A 13,517-nucleotide genomic window follows, 5' to 3' on the forward strand; every position below is an offset into this window, starting at 1 on the left:
GAGGGAACGATGAAGAACCCACTTGGGGACAACGGAATCTTGACGCGGGCGATCCCCTGGACATCAATCCTCGTGGTGATAATTCTTGCCGAAGAGACAATCACAGGTGACGTGTCGGTGACCCTCAAGATACTGGCCGCAGTGGCGGCTCTTGCTGTGATCGCACGCTCGATCCAGCAGATCGTGAACCAGTCCAAGTAGTCGCCGACGACCAGTCGGGACACTGACGCAGGGGTGCGGCGCGCATACGCGCCGCACCCCTGTGTGCGTTCCCCGGCGCTCGCCGTCAGCTCTTGTCCTGTGCACGGGCCCGAGGCAAGCAAGTGTTGTGATCACCGTCCTTGCCTCTCAGAAGGCTTCCGCTTTTCGAACGAAGTCGCCGAGTTTCTGCTGGTCAGGCATGGTTCCGGCTACTTGGCGGGAGAAACGACGCATCGTCTTGTCTGTCTGGTGGGAGGCTGCGGGGTGCCGTCGGGGACAGGGCTGCTGGAGGCGTGGGAGAAGAAGGTGCGGGAAGAGGCCAAGCGGGTGCAGTCCGCGCCCGGTGTGGCGGAACGCGCTCTGGAGCGGTTGAGCTGGCGCGGGTGACGGTCGCGGAAGTGCCGGCCGAGGAGCCTTCGGCCGGGGTGGCGGGACTGGTGCGGACCTCGGTGGCGGGCTCCATCGCGCCGCATCGAGCCGAGGGTATCCGCGTGGAAGTGCTCGCGCCGGGGTACCAGCAAATCCTGGCGGTGCTCGCCGCACCGGAAGCCGCCTACGGGATCCGGGCGAAGCAGCTCACGGTCCAGTTGGGGTGGCAGACGACTGCCACGGGGGTGGAAGGAGTGCGCTCGCAGGTGAAACGGCTGACAGCCCGGGGCTGGGCCGCAGAGCCCCGGCCGAACGTGTTCGGCGCGGTCAGGCCGTCGTGTCGGCTGCCGTGGGATGAAAGCGTGCCGGCGGCGTCCGCTCATGATCATGGTCATCGACCACAGCACCATCGCCTCGTGCATGGCCGCCAGGGTCTCGTAGTCGCGGACCAGGCGGCATGAGCGCATCAGCCAGCTCAGGGTGCGGTGCGCTCCACTACTTACCTGCGCGGTAGCACCACGAACCCGCTGGTGTCATCGGAGCGTTTGACGATCTCGATGGCGAGGCCGAGTTTCTCGGCGGCCCAGTCGACGAGCCGGCCCGCGTGGCCGCCGTCCACCCACACCAGCCGGATCAAGAAGTGCAGCGTGCACAGCCGCTCCGGCAGCGGGACGGCGGCGTCGCGGTGCTGCACGCTCGCCGCGGTGACCAGCACCGCCAGCACCAGGCCGAGGCAGTCGACCGATTCAATCCGCGAGGAGAATTTGACGTCGGAGTAGGTCGAATCCGGCCCGGCCACACCCATCCCTTTTGATCCGTTTCACCCTGTTGACGTTGCCCTCGACCCTGCTGGAGCTCCATTCCAGGGTGAGTCCGGAGGGTGACGGCATCGAAGTCCTGCCGTAGGCCGCGGGCCAGGCTCCGCAGCGGCTTGAGCCCGGCGCTTTCGGCACCGGTGAGCCATTTTTCGAGATTGGATTGGCGGCACCCGAGGTCTTGGAGGAGCGCGTCAGTCACGATGGTTCATGATCCCGGTATCGGTGACCTCCGTGGTCCTGGCACGGAAAGTGATCCAGAACCCGAGTTCAACCGAGGCCGAGAGCAGATCGATGCGGAGCCGTATCGAAAGCCCGTAGATGCGGCACCGCCTCTGGGGGCTACGATCACCTCGCCCGACAGCAGCAGGCGTCAACCCCCGTATGCCCGCGGGTTGGCCTCGCCGTACGGCGCGGTCTTTTATAGCAACGAATCATCCGCATCCCGTGGAGGGACATTCATGTCCAAGCACCGTAGGTCCAGACGCGCCCGCATCCTGACCTGGACTGCCGCGGGAGTGGCCCTTGCCTTGGCGGGGGCGGTCAGCGCCAACGCAGTCACCTTCAATTTCAATACCTCCACCGTCGGCCGGGGTCGGCCGGCGCCCTCTCTGTACGAGGGGCGAGTGTTCGACACCTGCACCGCGCCGTCCCTGGCCGCGATGAAGGCGTGGAAGTCTGGGCAGTTCTACGGTGGTGCGGCCGTATATATAGGAGGGAAGAACCGCGGTTGCGCCCAGCCGCAGCTGACCCCGGCCTGGGTGAAGTCGGTTGACGCGGCTGGCTGGAAGCTCGTGCCGCTCTACGTGGGCGCCCAGCCGCCGTGCCAGACCAGCAGCAACCCGGAGCGTTTCACCGCGGACGACGCCGCCTCAGTTGGTGCCGCCAACGGCGCCGACGCCGTGGCCAAGGCCTCGGCCCTGGGTATGAGGACGGGCAGCGCCCTCTATCTGGACATGGAACCGTTCAACCTCTCCGACGCCTCCTGCCTCAACGCCGTACTCACCTATGTCCGCTCCTGGGACCAGGCCGTACGTGTCAAGGGCTACTGGGCAGGCATGTACGGCTTCACGAGCAGCAGCGCCGCGGCAGTGGCAACCGCCGAGGACCGCAGAAACCTCCCGAACATCCTCTGGTACGCGCTGTGGGACAAAGACAAGACCACCACCCGCGACTGGCCCTGGAACCCGAACCTGTACACCGACCACCGCCGCGCCCATCAGTACTGGGTCAACAGCACAGAGACCTGGGGCGGCGTTACCCTCACTGTCGACCGCAACGACTGGGACGCCCCGGTCGCCGTGATCGCCAAATAGCACCGCCCTTACCACTCCGTACCTCGGGCTCGCCCAGGAGCATTTCACCTGCTCCGGACCTGTGAGCACAGTGTCATACGCATTACGGACGGCCAGCTCCGCCGGGGCGAGCGCGGAACCCTGCGGACTGCCGGTGCTGAGCTCGAGGACTCAGCACGCCAGTCTTCGCCAGCCAGGGCGGGGCCGTGACGTCCGAGAGCCAGCACCGATCTGGGCCGGTTCGGTTCTCCGGAACGCGGTGGTCATCACGTGACCGCTGGCCATGGTGAAGGCCTGAGTGTCCTACAGCGGAAAGGGCGGCGTGAACCGGGGTTGATGATCACGCACCGTCTCAGTGGGCGTTAAGTCCGGTCTTCCTCAGTTCGTGATCGCTCGATCGTGGGACTGGTCGCTGTCCGGGCCGCCTGGTGGGCATGTCCATGCTGAGATGCGGGGCGTGAAGAGAGAGCCGTACCTCAGCGACTTGTCGGATGAGCAGTGGGCATTGATCGAGCCGATGATCACGGCCTGGAAACTGGACCGGGTGGCGCGGTCGGCGACCGGGGATCCCGGGTCCTGCGACCTGAGGGAGGTCGTGAACGCGATCTTCTATCAGAACCGGACGGGCTGTCAGTGGCGACTGCTGCCGCATGACTTCCCTGCCTGGTCGGCGGTGTTCTACTACTTCGGCCTGTGGCGCCAAGACGGGCTTGACCAGCGGATCCAGGAACTCCTGCGCTGCCAGGTTCGGGAGAAGGCCCGCCGATTAGAGGACCCGTCCCTCGTGATCATCGACACCCAGTCCGTCCGCGCCGCGGCGGGTGTCCCCAGGACCACGACGGGGCTGGACGCGAACAAGAAGGTCTCGGGGCGCAAGCGGGGACTGGCTGTCGACGTTCTGGGACTGATCATCGGCGTCGTCGTCATGGCTGCCTCCGCGCACGACAACGCCGCCGGCATCGCCCTGCTCGACCAGGCCGCCGAGCGGTGCGGGCTGCGCCTGGAGAAGGTCCTGGTGGACCAGGGCTTCAAGGACGAAGTCATTGTCCACGGCGCCCTGCTGGACATCGACGTCGAGGTTGTCCGCCGCAACCCTGCCGACCAGGGCAAAGGGTTTGTCCCGCAGCCCAAGCGGTGGGTGGTCGAGCAGACGAACGGCACCTTGATGCTGCACCGGCGGCTGGCCCGCGAGTACGACCACCGGCCCGAGACCTCCGCCTCACGCGTCTACTGGGCCTCCACCGCGAACATGGCCCGCCGGCTCACCACTCCCGCCCAGGCCTGGCGGGACGCCGTCGGGCTGGCCGCGTGAACATCACCGAACTCCTGGTGGACCTTCACATCCGGGTGAATGAGGCCACGGCCCGGGCGGACGAACTCCGCAATCAGATCGCGCACTTCAATGCCGCTCTCACCGAGACCGAAGCCCATCTTGCCGACCTGGCCACCACCCGCAAGATCGTCGCCGAACTCGCACCAACCGGGACCGAACCCGATCCGCCCGAGTCGAGCACCAGCTACCAGGCCGTCGTGAACGCCTTCAACCAGCACCCCGCCCGGGTATTCCGGGCCCGCGAGCTGCACGAACTCCTCGGCATGCCCACCGACGAAGCATCCGTCAACATCACCCGCAGCCGCCTCGGACGCCTGACCCGCCAAGGCTTCCTCACCCAACCCGGACGAGGCCGCTACCAGAAACGGACTTAACGACCTCTCATCGGACGCGAAGACAACCGCTGGATCTGCGGACCCTGCTCCGGCCATCCCGACCCCTACGCCTGCCCCCGCGGGCCGCGGAGCGGCTCCAGGCCATCCACACCATCGCGGCACGCGGGGTCGGCCGCGATCGGACGCTGGGCGTCGGCGAGCCGTGTTGCCGGGCCGAGAGCGGTGGGGGCGGTCCAGGGGTGAACCGGTGGCCGTGACCGGCAGACGATCCCGTGCCTCGTGCCTGCGCCCGGCGTCACGCGGGCACCCTTCTCCGCGGAAGTCCGGGCGCGGACACCGGCCGTCGGGCTACCGTGGTGGGGGAAGGACCTGGCTTCGGGAGGGGGCGGCAGGGATGCTGGAGCAGGCGCTGGTCGCGCTGGCAGCGGCGGGGGGCGCGGCGGTCGTACAGGCCGCGGGTACGGACGCATGGCGTGGGCTGCGGAGCGCGCTGGCCCGGTGGTTCGGGCGCGGCGACGAGCAGCGCGAGCAGGACGCGCTGGAGCACCTGGACGGAACGGAGGCGGAGCTACAGACCGCCGAGGAGGGCACACGCCGCGATCAGGCCGTGATGTGGCAGACGCGCATCACTGCCCGGCTGGAGGACCTGCGGGGAGACGAACGGGCCTCCGCTGCCCAGGAGCTGGACGCCCTGCTGCGCGGGCGGGCACCGCAAGGCGGAGCGACGGCAGGGCAGGGCGGAGTCGCCGTGTCCGGGGGCCAGGTCAGTGTCAGCTCCACCCAGAACTCGATCGCCGCTTTCACGATCAACGGAGGTGCCAGCGTCAGCCACCCTCCGGAGCCGGATCCGTCCCGGGGCTGAACGGACCGGCATGGCAGAGCCCACCTGCGCCCCGGTCCCCTGGGGCCGCCCAGCCACGATCCGGGACGGAGGAGTTCACTGGCCGCTCCGTCCGGGCGGACCACAACAGCATCTCCCTCGGTTCCATCGGTGACGGAGCCCAGTTCACCTTCTACGGCGTGCCGCCGGTGTGGGACCCGGGTCCCGACCCGCTCGGGTCCGCCACGACCCGCGTTGCCGCCTGGCCGTCGCCGGCGGAGGCGACCCTGCCCCTCGCGCTTCCGCACCGCAGGGTCACCCCGGACCGGCTGCGGGGGCGCGAGGCGCTCGTGGCCGAGCTGACCGCCGCGGTGAGGCGGCGTGCCGAGGGCGACACCGATCCGGCGCTGCCGGGGGTATGGGTGCTGTCCGGCATGGGCGGGTGCGGCAAGACCACGGTCGCCCTGGAAGCGGCCCACCGGCTCGCGGATGCGTCGACGCAGGTGTGGTGGGTGCCGGAGGCCTCGGAAGCCGGGGACGGGTCGCTGTACTCGGCCCTGCGGTCGGTGGCGTTTGCCGCCGGGGCCCAACCCGCCGACTTCATCGGCGCCCACCCCGCGCAGGTGCTGTGGGAGCGCCTGGACGCCCTCTCCACGCCGTGGCTCCTCGTCCTGGACAACATCGACGACCCCGCCGTCCTGTCCGTCCGGCCCACGCCCACGGCCCGTGGCACCGGATGGCTGCGCAAGCCCGCGCAGCCCTGGGGCTCCGTGCTGATCACCAGCCGTGAGTCCCGTGGTACGCGGTGGGGCAGCGGCTGGGTGGGCATGGTCGGCGTCGACGTGCTGTCGCCCGGGGACGGAGCCCAGGTGCTGTGCGATCTGGCGCCTGAAGCCGGAACCACGGCGGAGGCGAGGGAACGGGAGGCGCAGGAGCTGGCCGTTCACCTCGGAGGGCTCCCGCTCGCGCTCGACCTCGCCGGTTCCTATCTGGCCCGCGCACTGGACAGCACGCTGCCGTCGCCGTTGGTGCCGGACACGTTCGTCGGCTATCGCCGCAGTCTCGACGCGCGCCTGGGCGACATGGCCGCCGACCCGGACATCGACCTCGAACCGCATGAGCGCACCCGGCGGGCGCTCGTGAGCACCTGGGAACTCTCCCTCGACCTCCTGCACCGTCAGGGGATAGCGCTGGCACGTCCGCTGCTGCGGCTGCTGTGTGCCTTCGGACCAGCGCCCCTGCCCTATCTGGAACTCCTGGATTCCGAGATCCTCGCCCAGAGCCCTCTCTTCGACGACCCGGATCATCCCCGGCTGCTCGCCGCCCTCGACGGGCTGGCCGGACTGAGGCTGATCACCGTCGAGGTGGTCCGGGGCGCCGTCGGCACTCCGGGCGAAGCCGTCCGCCGACGACTCACCATCCACCCCATGGTCCGAGCCGCCGGCCGGGCCCATCCCGACTTCGCCGAGCTGACCCCGCACCTGCTCGGCCTGATCACCGCCCTCCTGCTGCGGGTCACCGGTCCGCTGCAGCCGGCCAGCCCCCCGGACTGGCCCATGTGGCGGGCGCTCGCACCGCATTGCGGCGCCGGCCTACCTCTGTTGTCGGACTGCGTGGACCGGCTGGGCGAGGCGATGGACCCCCGCCTCGCCGCGGCGGCGACGGAGCCGTCGACCGGCGCCGCGCAATACCTCAACACCGTGGGACTGTACGGCGAGGCGATCGCCGAGCTCGACGTCGTCTGCGCGCTCAGGGCACGCCTCCTCGGCGATGGGTCCCCCGCCACCATCGCCGCCCGCCTCCACCTTGCCTGGGCACTGCGCGACAACGGAGATCTCACCGCGGCGGACCGGCTGTACCAGGAGCTCGCACGAGTCGGCGCGGACTCGCTCCCGCCCGACCATCCGTACCTGCAGTCGGTACGCACCGGGCGGGCCCGCGTGCTCCGCGAACAGGGCAGGTACGAACAGGCGGAGGCGGAGATGAACGCGGCACTTGCCATGCGCCGCCGGAACCCGCAGGGCAGCCCGCTGGGCATCCTGCGCGTCCGGCACGACTTGGCGGGACTGGCGAACATGCGTGGCCGGCACGAGGAGGCGGTCGTCGAACTGCGGGACGTGGTCCGGGGGGTCAGGGCGCTGGGCGTGGCGGCCGAGCTCAACGTGCCGGCCATGGAGATCAGCCTCGCCCGCGCCCTGCGTGACGCAGGTCATCCCGCTGAGGCGGCGCAGACCGCCGAGCGGGCGGTACGGGAGTACTTGCGCGTGCTGGCTCCCGACCATCCTGATGTGCTCCTGGCTCGCCATGAGCGTGCCCGCATTCTGCGGGACCACGAGACGGAACCCGCACTCCTGGAGCGGGCGAGGGACGAGTTCGCCGACATCTGGCGGACCACCGAGCGCCGGCTGGGCCCCGAGCACCCTGACGTCCTCGCCGCCCGGCACGAACTGGCGACCGTCTGCGACCTTCTCGGCCGACCGGACCTTGCCGCCGAGCACTTCCGCGAAGTCCTGGCGGGTGCCGTGCGACGGCTCGGCAAGAACCATCCCCACGTTGCCGTCTACGAACGAAACCTTGCCGCCGTACTCCTTGCCGACCAGGGGCCCGGCGCACCCTCGGAGCCCGGCCCGCCGGAGGCCTCGCCGTCCCCGGCACCCCAGTCGTCCCGCGGAGGTATCACCATGGACCAGGAATCCGACGCCGTGAAGTCGCCACAGGCCACTCCCGCGAACCCGCCCGCGTCGCTCCGGTTGGCGGACGTCCTCTCCACGGAGCGCGACGGCGCCGCAGCAGCGCCGGGCACGGACCGGGCCCTGTCCCGGTTCGTCCACCCCCGGCACAGCCGTGGCCACTCGAACCCGATGGGGGGAGGAGTCTCGCAGGGGAGCCCGGCACCACAACGGTCCCAGGAGCCGTACGGGTCCCCGCACCGCACCTATCGCCCGGCTGCAGAGGTCAGCAGGGAGCGCGTCCCCTCGGAGGACTTCCCCAGCAAGGCCGACTTGCGCATGCTGGCGACCGGCCAGGAGGACCTCGTCCTGATGGGGCAGCTCAAGGCACAGGTGTGGGCCACGCGGCTGAGGGCTCTGGAGGACCTCCTGCGCCTCGCGTACCTGCCCCGGCAGGTACGCGATCTGTTGTCGGAGGCCGGGCGCGCCGACCCCGAGGCAGTCACCGCCGTTCTGCTCCATCCGTCCGTCGGCCGCTGGCTGAGCCAGGCCCTGCGAGCGCTCTACGCCGCGTCCGGAAGCTCCTGCGGCGCCGTGCCGGGCGGTTCGTCCGGGCCGGGGTCCGCAGATCTCCCGCACCTGCATGCCGTAGCGGCCGCGGCCGGCGTCAGGGCCGGTCTCGCGTTCAGCCTTCAGCTCCCGGTCCGCGACAGGTTCGTCTCGCTGCCCACGCTGGGCAGCGTCGACCTGCGTACGGCCGGAAGCACCACGGCGCGCATCGTGGCGTCAGCGCACAAGGTGGAGGTGAAGTGTGGGCCCACCACGGTCCGGTTGCCCCAGCCTGGCGCGAGCGCTCCCCGGGGATGGATCCCCGCGGACCGCGTGAGTGCACCGGCCGGGTCCGCCGCCTTCGACCTGGTCTTGGACGACACGGACCCCTACCGAGGGATCGAAGGCCCGACCGTGCCCTCCCCTTTGAGCGTGCAGGAGTCAGCCCACTGGCGGCGTACGACCGCCGAAGCGGCGGCGCTGCTGGCCGAGACCGTGCCGCGGCAGGCCGAAGCCATGGCATCGGCCCTGACGGCCCTGACCCCCCTCCCCTCGGCGCGGGGCGCGGTGATGACGTCCGTCTCGGGCACCGACGCGTTCGGCGGAGCCGTCCTTACCAGTCCGCCGGACGCAGTGGAACTGGCCGCGACCCTGGTCCACGAGTTCCGGCACATGAAGCTGAACGCCGTTCTGGACTCCGTCGACCTGTACGTCGAGGACCAGGCAGAAGGGGCGGACGGTCCGCTGTACTATGCGCCGTGGCGGGACGACCCACGCCCCCTGCCCGGTTTCCTCCACGGCGTGTTTGCCTTCTTCGGCGTGGTCGAGTTCTGGCGGCGGCTCGCACGCCGCGCGGAGGGGGACTTGCTCCGCCGGTGCCAGTTCCAGCTGACCTACTGGCGGCGCCAGACCCTCGACGCCTACGCGGTTCTGTGTTCCGCCCCTCATCTCACGGCGTCCGGGAGGGAGTTCACCCGCATGATGCGCGAGACGGCGGACACCTGGACCGACCACGCCGTCGTACCCGACGGGCTGGCTGCGATGGCCGATGATGCCGTGCTGGCCCATCGCGTGCGCTGGCGCATGCACCACCTGCGCCCGGAGGCCGGGGTCGTCACCGAGTTCGCCGATGCCTGGCTGGCCGGTGCGCCGCGCCCGCCGCACCGTACGCGCGGGCGTCACACCGTGGCCACAGTCACGGTGCGGCCGGACCCTGACGTCCCCTCGCTCAACGAGTACACGGCGCTGCTGTACCGGGCGGCGGCCGGTCCGTCGCCCCGGGGCTCGGGCGACGGCGTGCCGCCCCGGCCGCTGCCGGCAGACCCCTGGACCCGGCTCCTGCTCACCGTGCGCGGCGCCGACATCATGCCAGGCGCTGCGGCGGCGGACAGGTCGGCGGCCCTGCGGTCGCTCACCCACTGCCCGGAGGTGGTCCGGGCTGTCCACGCCCGCGCGAATACGCTCTCGGGCTCTGCACCGGATTCGGTCGCACTGGCCGCGTGGATCGGTGCCCGGGTCGAGGAGACGGGCGACACGTCAGGCCTGCCGTTCATGGGCCTGCGCTGATCGCTGCCGTAGCGGGACGGGTGCCTCCGCCTTCGTGCTCAGCATCACGGTGACCGTCCGGATCCGACGGGTCCGGGCCGGCACCTGGGTACCGCCTATCTCGCCCAGGCCGCGACACCAACGCGTGCCCAGAGGCACGTTAGAGACGCCAGTCCTGGACTGCCTGGTGGGCGGAGGCAATGCCTACTTGAACGCGGTAAGCACGAGCCCGATCAGACCACCGATCAGGGTCAGCGTGCCGCCGAAGGCGACGAAACCACGGGTGATCGCGGCAGGCACCGTACGGCTGTCCCAGCGGGCGAGAGCAATCGTGCCGGCTGCCACCGCGAGGGAGAGCAGCCCGGCAACCACGATGACGATGAGAAACATGATGGTCTGGGTGTGGTTCACAGCAAGATCACCGATTTCTGTTCGATAGGGATGGCGGCTGTCCGACTGGGACGTGAGGACGTGAAAAGAACCTTCGCGCTGCGCGGCGTTACGCTCGACCGGTTTGATGTTGTCCCGGGCACAACACTGGGTTGTGCCCGGGACAAAGAGGGGCGGGGATGGGAGAGCCTCCGAAGCGCGCGGGTCGGCCGTGGGCTGAACCGAAGGGGCCGAGTGCGGAGGTGAACGAGCTGGTACGGCTGATCCGTGGCTGGATCGACGAGTCGCCGCTCAACGTCGCCGCGTTATACGCCGGTCTGAATGCCGAGCACTTCACCGACCGGGTTGTACCGGACATCAAGCGGGTCCGCGCCCAGCTGGGGGGTGAGGGCTTGACCTGGGATCTCGTTGAAGCCGTCGCCGACGTCTGCTTCTCTGGGGAATCGGCTGAGGCGGCAGAGGTTCGGGTCGCGCCCGCGAAGGAGCTTTGGAAGCGTGCCGACTCCAACCCCACGCTCCATCAGCCGGTCTCCAGTCAGGCGCTGATCGACGCTCAGGCTCGCACAACCCAGGTGTACGAGGAGCTTGCCCGTCCCACCAGGCCCTGGAGGTCTCCGAGCAAGCCCGCCATGAGGCACTGCGTATCGGAACCGTGCTGTTTGCCCAGCTGGGTCAGTCGCGGGACGAGGTTGCCTCGCTCACTCGGCGTCTTCGGGCCGCCAACGCCCACCAGATGCAACCCTCGCAGGAGTCCCCGGTGCGGACGCAGTTGGTCCGTGCGCAAGAGGTGGTGGAAGAACTCCGTGGCGAGCTTGCGCGTGCGGAGGCACAGCGTGACCGCTATGAGCAGGTCGTGGACGCGTTGGCCTTGATGATCGAAGGGCTGGAGGCAGAGCTCGTTGCCCTAAGACATCGTTTCTTATGGCGTGATCGTTCGTTGAACCGTGCATGACGGATCTGGTTGAGCGGTTGGTGCCGGACGAGTTGTGGGTGCTGTTCAGGCGGGTCGTCCCGCCGACGGAGGTCATACGTCCGCAGGGTGGCGGCCGGCGTCGTGCGGGTGATCGCGAGGCGTTGGCCGCGATCATCTTCGTGGCGGCCTCGGGCTGCACGTGGCGGCAGCTGCCGCCGGTGTTCGGCCCGAGCTGGCAGACGGTCTACCGGCGCTTCGCCCAGTGGAGCCGGGCCCGGGTCTGGGCCCGGCTCCACCGCGTCATCCTCGACGAACTCGGGGCCCGCGGGGAACTGGACTGGTCGCGCTGCGCGATCGATTCGGTCAGCATGCGGGCTGCAAAAGGGGGCCTCTGACGGGACCGAATCCGACCGACCGTGGCAAGCCTGGATCGAAAATCCACCTGATCACCGACCGGAACGGACTGCTGCTCTCGCTGGGCATTTCCGGCGCGAACATGCACGACAGCCTCGGCCTTGAAACGCTGGTACGGGGCATCCCGCCGATCCGGTCCCGGCGAGGACCTCGCAGGCGGCGGCCCGCCAAGCTCCACGCAGACAAGGGCTACGACTACGACCACCTGCGTCGATGGCTCCGCAAACGCGGCATCCGCCACCGCAAGGAATCGAGTCCTCCGGGCGGCTCGGCCGCCACCGATGGGTCGTCGAACGGACCGTGTCCTGGCTCGCCGGCTGCCGTCGGCTCCACCGCCGATACGAGCGCAAGGCCGAACACTTCCTCGCCTTCGTCGGCATAGCCGCAGCCCTCATCTGCCACTGCCGATTGGCCACCCTGCTCAGGGCCTGAGCCGGTTCTCCTGCACGTCAAAACAGACCAGCCCCATCGAGTCCGCCAAGTCTGCCGCGTATCCCGACGCTTCCTCGGCCCTGCTCCAGCCCATCCCGAAGTACATGAGCGGACCGCTTGCACTCTCGATCAACGGTCCAACCGACCAGGGCGAGGTCTCTTCCTCGTCCTCGGTGATGTCGCACCACCGGTCCAGAAGCGCGGCAACGTAGGCAGCTATGCGTTCAGACGGAGGCTCCACGGCCTCACCGTCGAGATAGCAGTCGTGCAGGACGTTGAAGACCCGGCCGGCGGTCTTGTCATCCGCCGGTCGCTCGCCTTCCCAGACAGCCAGGTCGTAGCTCATGCCCGGAGACTTTCACACCACACTGACACCCATCTGGGCCGGTCATCAGCACCCGTTACAGCCAAAAGAAACGACGTCTTATTACTGATCGCTTCAGAATGCGGTGCGTAGTCGTCACAAGCAGATGATGGAGCAGGCGAGTTCGAGCAGTGCCTGGTGGAGGTCGGCGCGTATCTCGTAGCGGATGCGCAGGCGCTTGAACTGGTGGAGCCAGGCGAAGGCCCGCTCTACGCCCCAGCGGGTCTTGCCCAGGCCCGAGCCGTGCGGGGTACCGCGTCGGGCGATCTTCGGCGTGATGCCGCGCTTGCGGATCAATCGCTGGTACTTGTCAAAGTCATAGCCGCGGTCGGCGAAGAGCCGTTTGGGCCGGTGGCGAGGGGGTCCTCGTCGGCCGCGGAAGCGAGGAACGGCGTCCAGCAGCGGTATCAGCTGGGTGACGTCGTGCCGGTTGCCTGCAGTCAGCGACACCGCGAGCGGAGTGCCGTGCCGGTCGACGATCACATGGTGCTTGCTGCCGGGACGGCCGCGGTCGACCGGCGAAGGTCCGGTGTGAGCTCCCCCTTTGAGCGCTCTGACGTGGGAGCCGTCGATTGAGCAGTCGTCCATGTCGAGGAGGCCTGCTCTGCGCAGTTCGGTGAGCAGGGTCTCGTGGAGGCGGGGCCAGAGCCCGGCCTCGGTCCAGTCCCGCAGGCGTCGCCAGCAGGTCACCCCGCTGCAGCCGATCATGGTCCCCCCGACGTGGAACGACAAGGAGCGCGTCGAGGAGTACGTCGCGCTCATGGAGCAGGGAACGGTCCCCACAGCGGTGGCGATCTCCACACTGGACGTGTGCCAGCCCGCCATCGACCGGGGAGACGACTATTTCGTGCACTGGGGCCTGACCCACTTCCTCCTCGACGGCCACCACAAACTGGAAGCCGCCGCCGCAACCGGCCAACCGGTGCGGATCCTCTCGCTCCTGGCCCTGGGTGAAAGCCTGGCCGGATCGGACGACGCCGCCCGACTGCCAGCCCTGCGCACCCGCGCCCGCTCGGCCCGAGTGCCCAGATAGTTGGCCCACCTGGACGACTACGGCGCTCATCGTGCCGTCG

At 69.3% G+C, this 13,517-nt stretch carries 12 protein-coding genes and 2 pseudogenes; 10 read left to right on the plus strand and 4 right to left on the minus strand.

The window, feature by feature from the left end:
- Positions 1–9 precede the first annotated feature (9 nt).
- From OG299_RS00515 to OG299_RS00525, 3 genes are all read left to right on the plus strand, one after another.
- The gene (locus OG299_RS00515) at positions 10–201 is read left to right on the plus strand and encodes a hypothetical protein (RefSeq protein ID WP_327359977.1); all 192 of its coding nucleotides are present in this window, start codon (positions 10–12) and stop codon (positions 199–201) included.
- A 264-nt stretch (positions 202–465) separates the two neighbouring features.
- The gene (locus OG299_RS00520; protein ID WP_327359978.1) at positions 466–588 is read left to right on the plus strand and encodes a hypothetical protein; all 123 of its coding nucleotides are present in this window, start codon (positions 466–468) and stop codon (positions 586–588) included.
- A complete protein-coding gene (locus tag OG299_RS00525) occupies positions 585–1,031 on the plus strand; it encodes a hypothetical protein (RefSeq protein ID WP_327359979.1) in 447 nt (148 codons plus the stop codon). Before OG299_RS00520 ends, OG299_RS00525 begins: the two co-directional genes overlap by 4 nt.
- A gap of 38 nt (positions 1,032–1,069) precedes the next feature.
- Here OG299_RS00525 and OG299_RS00530 read toward each other — a convergent pair whose 3' ends face one another.
- A complete protein-coding gene (locus tag OG299_RS00530; RefSeq protein ID WP_327359980.1) occupies positions 1,070–1,375 on the minus strand; it encodes a hypothetical protein in 306 nt (101 codons plus the stop codon).
- Between the two features lie 471 nt (positions 1,376–1,846).
- Between OG299_RS00530 and OG299_RS00540 the strand changes: the two genes are divergently transcribed.
- From OG299_RS00540 to OG299_RS00560, 5 genes are all read left to right on the plus strand, one after another.
- Complete coding sequence (locus OG299_RS00540) at positions 1,847–2,701, plus strand: DUF1906 domain-containing protein (protein ID WP_327359981.1); 855 nt, start codon at positions 1,847–1,849, stop codon at positions 2,699–2,701.
- Positions 2,702–3,137: 436 nt separating this feature from the next.
- Positions 3,138–3,992: an IS5 family transposase gene (locus OG299_RS00545; protein ID WP_442817464.1), complete on the plus strand. Its 855-nt coding sequence runs from the start codon at positions 3,138–3,140 to the stop codon at positions 3,990–3,992.
- On the plus strand, positions 3,989–4,387 hold the full coding sequence (locus OG299_RS00550) for a hypothetical protein (protein WP_327359983.1): 399 nt from the start codon (positions 3,989–3,991) through the stop codon (positions 4,385–4,387). The genes OG299_RS00545 and OG299_RS00550 overlap by 4 nt, the downstream gene beginning before the upstream one ends.
- Positions 4,388–4,742: 355 nt before the next feature.
- Complete coding sequence (locus tag OG299_RS00555) at positions 4,743–5,210, plus strand: hypothetical protein (protein ID WP_327359984.1); 468 nt, start codon at positions 4,743–4,745, stop codon at positions 5,208–5,210.
- Positions 5,211–5,368: 158 nt separating this feature from the next.
- Entirely contained in the window at positions 5,369–9,952 is a 4,584-nt protein-coding gene (locus OG299_RS00560) for an aKG-HExxH-type peptide beta-hydroxylase (RefSeq protein ID WP_327359985.1), read from the plus strand.
- Between the two features lie 183 nt (positions 9,953–10,135).
- Here the strand turns inward: OG299_RS00560 and OG299_RS00565 are convergent, their stop codons facing one another.
- Positions 10,136–10,342 carry a hypothetical protein gene (locus OG299_RS00565; protein ID WP_327359986.1) on the minus strand — a complete coding sequence of 69 codons (207 nt, stop codon included), beginning with the start codon at positions 10,340–10,342 and terminating at the stop codon, positions 10,136–10,138.
- A gap of 927 nt (positions 10,343–11,269) precedes the next feature.
- Between OG299_RS00565 and OG299_RS00570 the strand changes: the two are divergent.
- Positions 11,270–12,080: pseudogene (locus OG299_RS00570) on the plus strand (IS5 family transposase).
- Here the strand turns inward: OG299_RS00570 and OG299_RS00575 are convergent.
- Together OG299_RS00575 and OG299_RS00580 are read right to left on the minus strand one after the other, a co-directional pair.
- A complete protein-coding gene (locus OG299_RS00575; RefSeq protein WP_327359987.1) occupies positions 12,070–12,426 on the minus strand; it encodes a hypothetical protein in 357 nt (118 codons plus the stop codon). The pseudogene OG299_RS00570 and the gene OG299_RS00575 overlap by 11 nt on opposite strands.
- Positions 12,427–12,540: 114 nt before the next feature.
- Positions 12,541–13,155: pseudogene (locus tag OG299_RS00580) on the minus strand (IS5 family transposase); the annotation flags it as partial.
- On the opposite strand from OG299_RS00580, the gene OG299_RS00585 reads away from it, so the two are divergent.
- Complete coding sequence (locus tag OG299_RS00585; RefSeq protein ID WP_327359988.1) at positions 13,151–13,477, plus strand: hypothetical protein; 327 nt, start codon at positions 13,151–13,153, stop codon at positions 13,475–13,477. The pseudogene OG299_RS00580 and the gene OG299_RS00585 sit on opposite strands and share 5 nt — an antisense overlap.
- Positions 13,478–13,517: the final 40 nt, after the last annotated feature.

Origin of the sequence: Streptomyces sp. NBC_01296, assembly GCF_035984415.1 — a bacterium.
GTDB lineage: Bacteria > Actinomycetota > Actinomycetes > Streptomycetales > Streptomycetaceae > Streptomyces.

Bases quoted from the DNA above. Each gene is read 5' to 3' on its own strand.
- OG299_RS00530 (WP_327359980.1), bottom strand. From the start codon at position 1,375: ATGGGTGTGGCCGGGCCGGATTCGACCTACTCCGACGTCAAATTCTCC.
- OG299_RS00575 (WP_327359987.1), bottom strand. From the start codon at position 12,426: ATGAGCTACGACCTGGCTGTCTGGGAAGGCGAGCGACCGGCGGATGAC.
- OG299_RS00540 (WP_327359981.1), top strand. From the start codon at position 1,847: ATGTCCAAGCACCGTAGGTCCAGACGCGCCCGCATCCTGACCTGGACT.
- OG299_RS00585 (WP_327359988.1), top strand. From the start codon at position 13,151: ATGGTCCCCCCGACGTGGAACGACAAGGAGCGCGTCGAGGAGTACGTC.
- OG299_RS00515 (WP_327359977.1), top strand. From the start codon at position 10: ATGAAGAACCCACTTGGGGACAACGGAATCTTGACGCGGGCGATCCCC.
- OG299_RS00555 (WP_327359984.1), top strand. From the start codon at position 4,743: ATGCTGGAGCAGGCGCTGGTCGCGCTGGCAGCGGCGGGGGGCGCGGCG.